The 11,973-nt window shown below is 72.6% G+C and carries 11 protein-coding genes and 1 pseudogene; 4 read left to right on the top strand and 8 right to left on the bottom strand.

Features of this window, described 5'->3' with window-relative positions; translation table 11 throughout:
- Nucleotides 1-113: 113 nt before the first annotated feature.
- Nucleotides 114-1,409, bottom strand: coding sequence for an MFS transporter (locus ACZ7LT_RS08105; RefSeq protein ID WP_471235151.1), 1,296 nt, complete (start codon nucleotides 1,407-1,409; stop codon nucleotides 114-116).
- A 179-nt stretch (nucleotides 1,410-1,588) separates the two neighbouring features.
- Here ACZ7LT_RS08105 and ACZ7LT_RS08100 point away from each other — a divergent pair, with 179 nt between their 5' ends.
- Nucleotides 1,589-2,464 carry a potassium channel family protein gene (locus ACZ7LT_RS08100; RefSeq protein ID WP_471235150.1) on the top strand — a complete coding sequence of 292 codons (876 nt, stop codon included), beginning with the start codon at nucleotides 1,589-1,591 and terminating at the stop codon, nucleotides 2,462-2,464.
- 49 nt (nucleotides 2,465-2,513) lie between these two features.
- Here the strand turns inward: ACZ7LT_RS08100 and ACZ7LT_RS08095 are convergent, their stop codons facing one another.
- Nucleotides 2,514-2,960, bottom strand: a complete 447-nt coding sequence (locus tag ACZ7LT_RS08095; protein WP_471235149.1) for a hypothetical protein — start codon at nucleotides 2,958-2,960, stop codon at nucleotides 2,514-2,516.
- Nucleotides 2,961-3,099: 139 nt separating this feature from the next.
- Between ACZ7LT_RS08095 and ACZ7LT_RS08090 the strand changes: the two genes are divergently transcribed.
- A complete protein-coding gene (locus tag ACZ7LT_RS08090) occupies nucleotides 3,100-4,071 on the top strand; it encodes a GlxA family transcriptional regulator (RefSeq protein WP_471235148.1) in 972 nt (323 codons plus the stop codon).
- A gap of 12 nt (nucleotides 4,072-4,083) precedes the next feature.
- On the opposite strand, the gene ACZ7LT_RS08085 is transcribed toward ACZ7LT_RS08090, so the two are convergent.
- The 3 genes and pseudogenes from ACZ7LT_RS08085 to zapE (ACZ7LT_RS08075) all read right to left on the bottom strand — a co-directional run.
- Entirely contained in the window at nucleotides 4,084-4,932 is an 849-nt protein-coding gene (locus ACZ7LT_RS08085; RefSeq protein WP_471235147.1) for a dienelactone hydrolase family protein, read from the bottom strand.
- Between the two features lie 19 nt (nucleotides 4,933-4,951).
- Nucleotides 4,952-5,500 carry an AFG1/ZapE family ATPase gene (gene zapE, locus ACZ7LT_RS08080; RefSeq protein WP_471235146.1) on the bottom strand — a complete coding sequence of 183 codons (549 nt, stop codon included), beginning with the start codon at nucleotides 5,498-5,500 and terminating at the stop codon, nucleotides 4,952-4,954.
- Nucleotides 5,501-5,663: 163 nt separating this feature from the next.
- Nucleotides 5,664-6,047 (bottom strand): annotated as a pseudogene (gene zapE, locus ACZ7LT_RS08075) (AFG1/ZapE family ATPase); the annotation flags it as partial.
- A gap of 82 nt (nucleotides 6,048-6,129) precedes the next feature.
- On the opposite strand from zapE (ACZ7LT_RS08075), the gene ACZ7LT_RS08070 reads away from it, so the two are divergent.
- Both ACZ7LT_RS08070 and ACZ7LT_RS08065 read left to right on the top strand, forming a co-directional pair.
- A complete protein-coding gene (locus ACZ7LT_RS08070) occupies nucleotides 6,130-7,038 on the top strand; it encodes a poly-gamma-glutamate hydrolase family protein (protein WP_471235145.1) in 909 nt (302 codons plus the stop codon).
- Nucleotides 7,039-7,090: 52 nt separating this feature from the next.
- A complete protein-coding gene (locus ACZ7LT_RS08065; RefSeq protein ID WP_471235144.1) occupies nucleotides 7,091-8,137 on the top strand; it encodes a LacI family DNA-binding transcriptional regulator in 1,047 nt (348 codons plus the stop codon).
- 45 nt (nucleotides 8,138-8,182) lie between these two features.
- Here ACZ7LT_RS08065 and ACZ7LT_RS08060 read toward each other — a convergent pair whose 3' ends face one another.
- From ACZ7LT_RS08060 to ACZ7LT_RS08050, 3 genes are read right to left on the bottom strand one after another with little or no spacing between them, the layout of a single operon-like run.
- Nucleotides 8,183-8,893, bottom strand: coding sequence for a sulfite exporter TauE/SafE family protein (locus tag ACZ7LT_RS08060; protein ID WP_471235143.1), 711 nt, complete (start codon nucleotides 8,891-8,893; stop codon nucleotides 8,183-8,185).
- Nucleotides 8,890-10,287 (bottom strand): amidohydrolase family protein, encoded by a 1,398-nt coding sequence (locus ACZ7LT_RS08055; RefSeq protein ID WP_471235142.1) that lies wholly within the window; start codon nucleotides 10,285-10,287, stop codon nucleotides 8,890-8,892. The genes ACZ7LT_RS08060 and ACZ7LT_RS08055 overlap by 4 nt, the downstream gene beginning before the upstream one ends.
- Entirely contained in the window at nucleotides 10,284-11,684 is a 1,401-nt protein-coding gene (locus ACZ7LT_RS08050; RefSeq protein WP_471235141.1) for a uracil-xanthine permease family protein, read from the bottom strand. The genes ACZ7LT_RS08055 and ACZ7LT_RS08050 overlap by 4 nt, the downstream gene beginning before the upstream one ends.
- Between the last annotated feature and the right edge of the window lie 289 nt (nucleotides 11,685-11,973).

Raw genomic sequence — 11,973 nt, 5'->3', positions numbered from 1 at the left:
TCTTTCACCCCTTGTGAGCAGCACGGATCCTCGTTGGGGGGAAGTTTTGCACTCGGATGAGGCAGTCGGCCCCCGCCTCGGAGACGGGGGGCCGGGACGGGGGCGGGAGCGGGTCAGCGTTCCAACTCCTTGTGGGCGCTCTCCGGCAGCCGCAGATAGACGGCGGCCGACACGAGGCACAGCACGGAGACGTACCAGGGGAAGAGGCCGGGACGGTCGATCTCCTTGAAGAGCGTGCCCACATAGGGCGCTGTGCCGCCGAAGACGGCGACGGTGAGGGAGTACGGGAAGCCGATGCCGGCCGCCCGCACCCGGGCGGGGAAGACCTCCGCGTTGACGGCCGCCGAGATGGACGTGAAGCCGGTGAGGAGCACCATCCCGGCGCACTGGACGAGCAGCAGGGAGACGAAGGAGCCGTTGATCGCCCGCAGCAGGGGCACGCTCAGCAGGGCGAAGCCCACACCGAAGAAGAGCAGCAGGGGCTTGCGGCCGTAGCGGTCGGAGAGCAGGCCGCCGAGCGGCTGGAGGAGGGCGAAGAACGCCAGGGCGAGGGTGCCGGCGAGGAGGGCGTCCGCCTTGCCGATGCCCTCGTTGAGCTCGGCGTAGGTGGGGAGGTAGGCGGTCCACGTGTAGTAGGCGAGGGTGCCGCCCGCGGTGATGCCGCAGATCAGTAGGGACTGGCGGGGGTACTGGCGCAGCGCGTCGAACAGTCCGGGCCGCTGCCCGGGGGAGTCGTCGACGGGCGTGAGGGTTTCCTCCGCGCCGCGCCGGATCCAGAATCCGACCAGGCTCAGGGCCGCGCCCACGATGAACGGGACACGCCAGCCCCAGCCCTCCATCGTCCCCTGGCCCAGAGCGGCGATCAGCGCCGCGGTGATGCCGGAGGCGGCGAGCTGGCCGATGGTGGTGGAGACGTACTGGAAGCTGGAGAAGAGTCCGCGCCGGCCGGGGCCCGCGGACTCGACGAGGAAGGTGGTGGAGGCGGCGAACTCGCCGCCGACGGAGAGGCCTTGGAGGAGCCGGGCGGCGACGAGGATCACCGGCGCGAGGACGCCCGCGGCCGCGTACGTCGGAGTGAGCCCGACGAGCAGGCTGCTGCCCCCCATCAGCAGGATGGTGACGGTGAGCGCGGCCCGCCGGCCCCGCCGGTCGGCGAGGGCGCCCATCAGCAGTCCGCCGACGGGGCGCATGAAGAATCCGACGGCGAAGACGGCGAAGGTGGCCAGGAGAGGGACGAGGGAGTTCCCGGCGCCCGCCGGGAAGACCTGCCCGGCGATGTAGGTGGCGAGGAAGGTGTAGGCGTACCAGTCGTACCACTCGACGGCGTTGCCCACGGACGCGGCGAGCAGCTGCCGGGCGGGACGCCGGCCGGGGACGGGCGCCTGGGTGCGGACCTGAGGCTCTGTCATGATCACGGCCCTCCCCAGGCCGGCCGCCTCGCACACATGTCCTGTGTCAACGGTTTGTGACAGCGCCCGCCGCGACCCGCCGAGCGGACGGCGGTGGACCGCCGCACCCCCCTCGGCCTCACTACGCTGGCACGGCACGTGGCAACCCCTGAGCACGTGGCGACCCATGAGGACGGGCAGTGGCGAACTGGCTGATGACGCTGGGCGGAGCCGCTCTCGCGATGCTCGCCCTCCGGGACGTTTTCCACACCCTCTGGCACCCCACCCGCCACGGCGGACTCAGCCGACGCGTCATGACCCTCGCCTGGCACCTCTCCTCCAGCTTCGGCCGACGGCGCGCGGTCGGCCTGGCAGGTCCCCTCGCCATGGTCACCGTCGTGGTCCTCTGGGCCGTCACCGTCATCCTCGGCTGGGCCCTGATGTACTGGCCGCACATGCCCGCGGGCTTCTCGTTCGCCACCGGGCTGGAACCGGCGGATCACACGGGCTTCGTCGACGCCGTCTACCTCTCCATCGTCACCATGGCCACGCTGGGGCTCGGAGACATCGCCCCGGCCGACGGCTGGCTGCGCGTCCTCGGCCCCATCGAGGCGGTCGTCGGCTTCGCCCTGCTGACCGCCACCGTGACCTGGGTGCTGGGCATCTACCCCGCCCTCACCCGCCGCCGGGCCGTCGCCCTGCGCATCCGCCAGCTCCGCCGCTGCGACCTGGACGAGCGGACCCTGTCCACGCCGCAAGCCGCCGCCGTGCTGCAAGGGCTCGTCGCCGACCTGGCGCATGTGTGCGTGGACTTCCGGCAGTACGCGGAGTCGTACTACTTCCACGACGGCGACGAGCCCACCTCCCTCGCCGCCAACATCCCGTACCTCGCCGCCCTCGCCGAGCAGACGCCGCCCCCCGCCGAACCGCAGGCCGCCCTCGCCCGCGAACTCCTGCGCGCCTGCCTGGACGACCTCGCGGTCACCCTCGACGAACGCTTCCTCCACACCGGCGGCACGACGCGGCAGGTCCTCGACCGTTACGCACACGACCACGGACGCGCCGCGAGAGCCTGACCCTGCGGACCGCCCGCCGTCACCGGCCTGCCCCTGGGGGAGCGGCCGGTCAAGCCCACAGCAGGATCGCCGCCGCGCCGAAGAGGTCGACCACACCGCACCACTCCGACCAGCCCCGGGGAACCACCCTGCCGGCGCGGAGGTGGGCGAAGTCCCAGACCGCGTGGGCGAACCAGCCCGCCGCCAGGACATACAGGCCCGCCCTCTGGTCCACGGCGAGCGCCACCAGCGCCAGCGCCCCGAAGGCCAGCAGCCCGGCGGCCTGGAGCGCGAGGACGCCCGGCCGGCGCAGCTCTCCGCGTACCGCGCCGAAGGCCAGATAGCACAGGGGCATGAAGGCGAGGAGCGCCGCGAGGAAACCCGCCGGCGGCGCGCCGTCGACGAAGGTGGCGACCACGAGGGCGAGCGCGAGCCAGGTCGGCCAGCGGTCCGCGGCGGCGCGCAGCACGCCTCGGCCCGTACGGTCCCGCTGTCCGTGTGTGCAATCGGTCGTCATGTGATCCCCCGTCATCTTCCGTAGCCCCGAAGGCGCGTGACGTCTCCACTCTGTGGCAGGCCGGCGCCGGGCCGCACGGAGACGGCGTGGTCATGTCCCGAACCTTGGGGTACCGGTCATTCCGGCATAGGGTCCCCGCATGAGCGAACGGCGTGTGGTGGTGGTCGGCTATGACACGGCCGAGCTGCTGGACATCGCGTGTGTGACCACCACGCTGGCCATGGCCAACCACCTCGGCGCCGCCGACCGGCCCTACGAAGTGACCCTGGCGGCGCCGGGAGGCGGGCCGGTCGTGTGCGGGTCCGGCCTCACCCTGGGCAGCCAGCAGTCCCTCGAACGTCTCGTCGGGCCGCTGGACACACTGATCGTCTCGGGCGGTACGGGCTTCGAGCAGGCGGCCGCGGACAGCCGGCTCGTCGGCCATGTCCGCCGCCTGGCCCGGGAGAGCCGGCGCGTGGCCTCCGTCTGCACGGGAGCGTCGATCCTGGCCGCCGCCGGACTGCTGGACGGCCACCGCGCCACGACCCACTGGCGGTTCGCCTCCCGGCTGGCGGCCCAGCACCCCCGGGTCACCGTCGACGCGCGCCCCATCTACATCCGCGAGAACAACGTGTCCACCGCCGCGGGCATCACCAGCGCGCTCGACCTCACCCTCGCCTTCATCGAGGAGGACCACGGCGGCGAACTGGCCCGCCAGGTCGCCCGGGAGCTCGTCACCTACCTCCAACGGCCGGGTAACCAGGCGCAGATGAGTCTGTTCACCACCGCGCCCGCGCCGCGCGACGACCTCGTGCGGCGGCTCGTCGACCACATCGCCCAGAGCCCCGACGTGGACCTGAGCACCACGGCGCTGGCCGCCCTCGCCGGCGTGACCCCCCGCCACCTCACGCGCCTCTTCCTCGAACACCTCGGACAGCCGCCGGGCAGGTACGTACGCCAGGCCCGTACCGAAGCGGCCGCCCATCTGCTCGCCTCGACCGCGCTCCCCTTGGCCGGCATTGCCGCACGCTGCGGCTTCGGGTCGGCGGAGAGCCTGCGCCAGGCCTTCACGGACCGGTTCGGGATCCCCCCGTCGCGGTACCGCGAGGCACACACCGCCCGCATGCGGTGAGGGTACGTACGGTCAGTGCGCGCCGCTGCCCGGGGCGGGCGCCTCTTCGAGCAGCCGCGTGCGGAAGAGCCCGAGGACCTGGTCCAGCGCCGCCCGGGTCGGCTCGCCCGGTGCGTCGATCAGATGCTCGGTCAGCACGGAGTGCGGGGCGAGCACGGCCTCCGGATTCGCCGCGCTGTCGTCGAGCTCGACGGCGACGAACGCGTCGCCGAGCTCGCGCCGGAGGAACGCGAAGCGGCCCCCGGGCACGAGCCGGTCGCTCCGGAACCGCAACCCCATGACCTGGAGCCCTTCCCGCTCGCACCGCCCCCGTACGACGGCCAGTTCCTCGGGCGCGATGTCGATCGTCGCCGCCCGGCCCGCCGACACGGGCACCGGCAGCGACGGCTGCGACAGCACCGGCGCGACCAGCCGCGGGTCGGTGGCCATCGCCAGCGCGAACCCTCCGGTCACACACATGCCGACGGCTCCCACGCCCGGGCCGCCGCAGCGCTCGTGCTCGTACGCCGCCAGGGCGCGCAGCCAGGTCACGACCCGGGAACTGCGTCCCGTGGCCAGCAGGGTGAACTCCCGGCTCACACATACCTTCAGAAGCGACGAGGCCGCATACCGCCCGGCAGCGAGCCGCCCGTGCGCCTCGGGCCGCGGGTCGCGCCCGGCCTCGCCGAACAGCACCGGGAGGACGGCCGTGCACCCGATCTCCGCGACGCGGTCCGCGAACTCCAGCACCTTGGGCGTGATTCCCGGTATCTCGGCCATCACGATCACGGCGGGGCCACTGCCCCGCCGCAGGATCCGCCGCTCGGTCCCTCCATGGGTGAACGTGCTCTTCTCGTACCCGCCCAGGTCGTGGTCGGCCATCACCAACTCCTCGTTCACCTCAGCCGGCGAGGGCGCGTACGGGCAGCTGGCCGAGGCGGCTGAGGGTGCGTTCGACGTCGTGGGGCAGGATGTCAGGCGGCAGGCACTCCTCCAAGGGCGCGTCGGCGATCAGATACAGCCGGGCGTCCCGGTCGTACAGCACGTCGACGAGGTTCGCGAACCGCTGTGCGGCGTCCTGGTCGTGAGCGGTCAGCCGGGGCAGGCCCGACAGCACCCATGTGGGGAAGCGGTCGGCGAGCTCCAGGAAGTCGCGGGTGGAGGTGCGCCGGTCGCAGACCTCCGCGAAGTCGAACCAGACCAGGTCGTCGCGGACGGCCCTGGCGGTGACCCGGCTGCCGGCGGTGGTGAGGGTCCGGGTCTCCGCCTCGGTCGGCGGCAGGAGTCCCGCGTCGCGCAACTGCTCCGGGCCGCCGGGCCGGATGTGCAGACCCCGCTGGAACTCCGTACGGGCTTCGCCTGCCGGCCGCCGGGCCCGGTAGTCGTGCGGGCCCGCGATCTCCAGCACGTCCATCGACGCTTCGAGCAGCCGGACCGTCGGCTCGAACATGTGGTGGTACACCGGGTTGGGCAGGAGGCCGCCCGGCGGATAGTTCGATGTGGTGGTACACCGGGTTGGGCAGGAGGCCGCCCGGCGGATAGTTCGATGTGGTCACCAAGGTCGTGCCGCGGTCCAGCAGGGCGGTGAGCACCCGCCCCATCAGCATGGCGTCGCCGGGGTCGTGGACATGGAACTCGTCGAAGAACAGCACCCGGCAGTCGCCGACCAGATCCGCGACGGCCCGGCCGCTCGCGTCCCGGTCCGTGCGGTGCCGGGCGTACGCGGTGTGGAACTCGCGGAAGAACTCGTGGAAGTGCACCCGCCGCTTGTCCCGGACCGGAAGCAGCTCGTAGAACACGGAGGTCAGCCAGCTCTTCCCGCGGCCGACCGGCCCCCATACGTAGATCCCGCGCGGCGGCGGAGGCGTACGGCCGAGGAACCGTCGACGGGGGGTCAGACCGGCGCTCAGTCCGGCGAGCCGGCCGGCCGCCGCCCGCTGTGCCTCATCGAGCGTGAACCCCGCCCGCGCGGCCGCGCGTTCGAACTCCTCCAGCATCTGCCCGTCCCCCGTCCGGCGCTCCTCCATCGGTATTTGTGATCTTGTCTTATGGAAGGGGCTCGTCAGGGAAGATCACCCCATGAATCTCACCAGCAGACGTGCCGTCCTCTCCTCCGTCGCCGTGGCAGCCGCGGGCCTGCCCCTGCTCAACGACCTCGCCGGGAACGGCAGTACCGCCGTCGCCGCCGAAACCCCGGAACGGTTCGCCACGAACACCGCGCTGTACAGCAGCGGCGACTTCCAGGAAGGCACCAACTGGATGCGCCGGTTCCGCTACGGGACCCCGGGCGGTCTGGTCGACAACGACAACGACGCCACCCCGGCCGTCCGCAGTACGGCGGTCATCGCCCCGCACGGCGGCGGCATCGAGGCAGGCACCAGCGAGCTGTGCCTCGCCGTCGCCGGCTACACGCTCGTCGGGGCCGGAAGCGCCCAGCCCGCACCGGTGGAAGGGGCGGTGCAGCGCGACTACTGGATGTTCGAGGGGATCACCACCCACAAGGACCTCCACGTCACCTCGACACACTGCGACGACCCTGCCGCCCTGGCCGTCTGCGGCAACAACCTCTACGCCGTCTCCCTGCACGGCTTCACCCCGGACACGGGTCCTGCCAAGCAGATCCTCATAGGCGGCCGCGACCAGCGGCTGATGCGGAACCTCGGGTGGGCCTTCGCCAAGCACGGCTTCACCACGAACACCAGCGATCCCGCGCTGGCCGTGCAGGTGGTCATCGCCGGGGTCGACAGCCCCCTGAACGGCGACGACCCGGCCAACATCGTCAACCGCACCCGCACCGGAGCCGGCGCCCAGCTGGAGATCTCCACCGAGCTGCGCAGGGCCATGTTCGGGACCTTCGCCGGGGCGGCCGACCGACGGCAGACCGCCGGTGTCGGCACCGCCCACCAGGCCCACTTCTGGAACGGCTTCGTCGGCGCCGTACGCGAAGCCGTCGAACGGCACGAGCTCGGTCTCGCCGCCCCGCAGTAGGGGAGATGATGGGGTCACCCCCGCCCGCCGTACCCGAGGAGCGTTCGCGCAGATGACCAGTTCCGGTTCCGGTTCCGGCCCGAGACCGCCCACGATCGCCGATGTCGCGCGGGTCGCCGGTGTGTCACGGACGACGGTCTCGCACGCCCTCAACGGTCTCGGCAAGGTCGACCCCCGGACCCGGGAGCGCATCAAGCAGGTCGCGGCCGAGCTTGGCTACCGGCCCAACCTGCGGGCCCAGCGGCTGCGGCGAGGGCAGGCGAAGGCCATCGCGCTGGCCTCCTCCATGCCGTTTGCCGTGGCCGGCGGGCCGTCCCGGCTCGGGTTCTACATGGAGGTCGCCGCCGCGGCCGCCGAGAGCGCCCTCGCGCACGACTACGCGCTCGTGCTCGTACCGCCCGTGCAGTCAGGGTCCGCGCTGTACTCCGTCGACATCGACGGGGCGATCGTCGTGGAGCCCGACGTGGACGACGCGGCGGTGGCTCGGCTGAAGGAGCGCGGTCTGCCGTACGTGGCGCTGGGCAGACCCCTGTCGCCGGACGAGGAGGCGGTGCCGTACGTCGATCTGCGCGCGGGCCTCGTCACCGAGCTGCTGCTGGCCCACCTCCACGAGCAGGGCGCCCGGCAGCCCGCTCTGATCGTCGGTTCCGGCGCACGACACTCCTCGGTCGACGCGCGCGCCGCCTTCGAGCGGATCGCCGGCGAGCGCGGCTGGGCCCCGATCGTGGCGACCGCACCCGAGGCGGGCGGTGAACAGGCCGGGTACGAGCGGTGCGCCGCCCTGCTCGCCGAGCACCCCGGGATCGACGCGGTCTGCGCGCTGGTGGACGCCTTCGCGGTGGGCGCGGTCCGCGCGATCACGGACAGCGGGCGCTCCGTCCCCGACGACGTCATGGTCGTCACCCGCTACGACGGCCTGCGCGCCCGCACCTGCGAGCCCCCGCTGACCGCCGTCGACCTGCACCTGGACCGGGCGGCCGCCGACGCGGTGGAACTGCTGCTGGCCCGCCTGCGCGGCGACACGACCGCGGCGAGGGTGGCGACGGCGCCCGAGCCGCGCGTGATCGCCCGCGCCTCGTCGGTACGGGGCACGGCCTGAGCCCGGGTGGGGGACCCCGACGGGACCGCCACCCCCTTCCTACGGTCAGATCCCGACCATGAGCAGCACCCCCGAGACCAGGGCGAAGACGAGCACGAACAGACGCATCCGCCGCGCGTCAAGACGCTGGTGCACCAGGCGGCTCAGCCACGCCCCCACGGCGATCGCGGGCACCAGCGCCAGCGCCCACCCGAGATCGGCCGGGTCACCCTCCCCGGTCGCGAACAGCAGCAGCAGCGAGGCGACTTCACCGACCAGGAAGCACGCGGCGACGGTGGAACGCAGTTCGGCCGGGGGCCGGTGCTGGTAGACCAGTGCCAGCGGCGGACCGCCGACGCCGGTCGCCGTCTCCGTCAGACCGGTCACCGCGCCCGCGCCCACATAGGCGGCCCTGCCCGGGGTGAAGGCGGGCGCGGCCAGGCTCACGACCGCCGCCAGGACGGTGGCGATCCCTACGAACAGGCCGAGACTGCGGTCCGGGATCAGCCAGAGCAGCGCCAGACCGCCCGGTGTCGCGGCGAGCCGCGCGACGGAGATCCAGCCCGCGCCCCGCACGTCGAGCGAGGCCCGTTCGCGCCACGCCACGTACGCGTTGAGGGGGATCATCACCGCCAGGACGAACACCGGGAGCAGACCCGGATCGAGGATGCCGGCCACCGGCGCGACGATCAGGGCGAAGCCCAGTCCGCTGCTGCCCTGGACGAAGGCGGCGGCGGCCACCGTGAGGGCGAGCACCGCCAGCGTCTGCCAGCTCACCGCGCCGCAGTCCTTTCCCGTGCCGCCGTGGAGGTGGGGTGTACGCGGGTGATGGCGGCCCTTCCCACGGTGGTACGGGCCAGTTCGGCCGCCTGACGCACCAGTGCCTGGCCGTCCCAGCCGACGGGCCGCCCGCACCACAGGCGCAGGCGTCCGGCGACGAACACGGCGGCGATCTGGTCGCGGTTGCCGCGCCGTACCAGCTCCCAGGGCAGGTCCCAGGAGAGGGCGAGCTCGGGGTGGGTGATGTCGACGAGGAGGAAGTCGGCGGCCAGGCCCTCGGCGATCGTGCCGGTCCGCGCGCCGAGACCGACCGCGTCCGCGCCGCCGCGTGTGGCGTGCTCCAGCCAGGTCCAGCCGGCGCCGCAGGACGAGTCGCCGGTGGCCAGGCCGTACGCGAGCCGCTGGGCGAACTCGGCCGCGTCGGCGAGCCGGAACCCGTCGCCGCGGGTCCCGTCGGTGCCGAGCCCGAAGCGGACGCCCCTCTCGGCCATGGCGGTGGCGGGCGCGACGGCGTTGCCCTTCCAGGCGCTGGCGACCGGGTTGTAGCTGACCGCGGTACCGGTGTCGGCGAGCAGGGTGAGCTCGCGCGGTGTGAGGAGGGTGGCGTGGGCCGCGAGCAGCTGGGGGCCGAGCGCGCCGATCGTGTGCAGGTGTTCCAGGGGCCGCAAGCCATGGCGTACGAGGGAGCGCTCGACACCGGCGAGGTGTTCGTTGAGGTGGATCTGGACGACGGCACCGGCCTCGGCAGCGAGGCGGGCCGTATTCCTGAGGGTCTCCTCGGTGGCCGCTTCGGGGACGGAGACGGCGAGGGAGGGGTGGATGAGCGGGTCGTCGCCATAGCGCGCGAGATGCTTCTCGGCGCTGTCCATGACGGACGGATTGTCGCCGTCGGAGTCGTCGGCGTCGTTGCAGACGAGGCCGAGCACGCAGCGGATGCCCGCGTCGCGCGCGGCGGATGCCACCACGTCGATGTCGACGTCGGCGCGGGTCCCGGCGTCGGCGACGGTGGTGAAACCGCCGCGCAGGGCCTCGAACGCGGCCAACTTGGCCGCCACGTACGCCGATTCCTCGTCCAGCGCGCCTTCCAGCGGCACCCACACCCGCCGGAAGATCTCCGACGGCTCCCCGAAGGCGAGCGCGGAACCGAAACTCTGCGTGAGGTGGTGGTGGGCGTCGACGAAGCCGGGCATCAGGAGATGGCCGGGCAGGCGTACGGGATTCAGGTGCGGATGGGTTCGTATCAGCTCCTCGGCGGGACCCACGGCGTGGAAGAAGCCGTCGGATACGACGACCGCGTGGCCGTCGGCGGGGCCTTCGGGCAGCAGGACGGCGTCGGGGACGAGGAGGAAGGGGCCCGGGCCGTCGAGGAGATCGGGGGTGAGCTGGTTCATCGGTCGCTTTCCGTGCGGGCGGTGGCCAGGCGGGCGACGACGCCGGGCCTGACGTGGTGGAAGAGGATGTTGAGGACGGCGGCGACGACCGCCCCGACGGCGACGCCGCTTTCGAGGAGGATGCGGACGTTGGGCGGGAAGCCGCCGTACACGCCGGGAACGAGGATCGGCAGCAGGCCGAGCGCGAGGGCGACGGCGCAGATGAAGGTGCTCGTGTGCTTGTCGAGGTCGGAGCGGCCGAGCATCTGCACGCCGAGGACGGTGATCACGGCGAAGACGACCATCGCGGTGCCGCCGACGACCGCGGACGGGATGACGCTGATCGCGCGGGTGACGGGCGCGAGGAAGCCGATCGCCACGAGGACGACGCCGGCCGCGGCGGTCACGTACCGGCTCCGTACGCCCGTGACGCGGACGATGCCGATGTTCTCGCCGCTGGTGACCATGAGCGGCAGTCCGAAGAATCCGCCGAAGAGCGAGGTGAGCGCGTCGCCGCGGACGGTCTTGGGGACGTCGGTGCGCTGGTCGATGTCCTTGCCGACGGCTTCGGCGTTGATGACGGTCTGGCCGGTGGCCTCCGCCATGGAGGCGAGGCTGTAGAGCATCAGCGGCAGCGCGGCGATGAGGTTGAACTCCGGTGAGCCGAACGGCATCAGCTGCGGCACGGTGAACAGACCGCCGTCGGCGGCGCGGCCGAAGTCGATGGCGCCGAGGAGCGCGGCGAGGCCGGTGCCGGCGAGGAGCCCGAGCATCACGGCGAGCTGGCGCAGGATGCCGCTGAAGAGCAGGTAGAAGACGACGGTGAAGCCGATGGTGGCCATGCCGAGACCGAGGGCGGTGGGGTCGGCGAAGCCGGGCTGGCCGGGGCGGCCGGTGACCAGGACGGCGCCGACCTTCACCAGGTTGACGCCCACGATGACGATCATCGTGCCGATGACGAGGGCCGGGAAGAAGGCGAGCAGCCGCGAGAAGACGGGCAGCACGACGAAGTAGAAGGCGGCGGTGAGGAGCACCGCGCCGGTGGCCGTGGGCAGGCCGTGCTGCTCGGCGATCGCGAGGAAGAGGATGAGCGGCGCGCCTCCGGGCAGCATCACGAACGGCAGCCGGGGCCCGAACTTCCAGGGGCCGAGCGACTGGATCAGGGATCCGACTCCGGACAGGACGAAGGCCGCGGAGAGGAGGTTGACGGTCAGTCCGGGGTCGAGCTTGAGGGTGGCGCTCATCAGGAAGATCGCCGAGATGGGGGTGGCGGCCATGACGAGGACGTGCTGGATCCCGAAGAGCAGGATCCGGCCGAGGGGCCGGGACTCGTCGACGGGATGAGGCGCCGTGGGTGCGGGCGCGGGGGCGGGTGCCGTTTGTTCCGTGGAGGGCAGGGTCTGGCGGGGACTGGACATGCTCGGGCTCCGTTCGGGCGTCGCTGCACGCTCGGATTTCAGCCGCGATCCGGCCCTGGACGGAGAGCCAAATCGATTTGGCCAAATCGATTTGGCCGCCAGTATCCGAGGGCGGTGGGGGAGCGTCAAGAGGTGCGGCAAGGGATCGCGCGCGCCCGCCGGGGTGTACGTCGGCCGCGGCCCTTGGCGCTTGCGGCCGCCACCCGCCATCCTTCGGCGTGCCCGAACCCGACCCGGCACTCACCCCGGACATCGCCGCGCCGCCCCACATCACCGGCCGGACCGGCAC

It is taken from the genome of Streptomyces sp. NPDC039465, from assembly GCF_055639315.1.
Note: the sequence above shows the minus strand (reverse complement) of the source record. Positions and strands in the feature narration are given on the sequence as shown.

Coding starts and splice junctions, on each gene's coding strand:
- ACZ7LT_RS08095 (WP_471235149.1), bottom strand. CDS start 2,960: ATGACGACCGATTGCACACACGGACAGCGGGACCGTACGGGCCGAGGC.
- ACZ7LT_RS08055 (WP_471235142.1), bottom strand. CDS start 10,287: ATGAACCAGCTCACCCCCGATCTCCTCGACGGCCCGGGCCCCTTCCTC.
- ACZ7LT_RS08070 (WP_471235145.1), top strand. CDS start 6,130: ATGAATCTCACCAGCAGACGTGCCGTCCTCTCCTCCGTCGCCGTGGCA.
- zapE (WP_471235146.1), bottom strand. CDS start 5,500: ATGTTCGAGCCGACGGTCCGGCTGCTCGAAGCGTCGATGGACGTGCTG.
- ACZ7LT_RS08105 (WP_471235151.1), bottom strand. CDS start 1,409: ATGACAGAGCCTCAGGTCCGCACCCAGGCGCCCGTCCCCGGCCGGCGT.
- ACZ7LT_RS08050 (WP_471235141.1), bottom strand. CDS start 11,684: ATGTCCAGTCCCCGCCAGACCCTGCCCTCCACGGAACAAACGGCACCC.
- ACZ7LT_RS08065 (WP_471235144.1), top strand. CDS start 7,091: ATGACCAGTTCCGGTTCCGGTTCCGGCCCGAGACCGCCCACGATCGCC.
- ACZ7LT_RS08085 (WP_471235147.1), bottom strand. CDS start 4,932: ATGGCCGACCACGACCTGGGCGGGTACGAGAAGAGCACGTTCACCCAT.
- ACZ7LT_RS08090 (WP_471235148.1), top strand. CDS start 3,100: ATGAGCGAACGGCGTGTGGTGGTGGTCGGCTATGACACGGCCGAGCTG.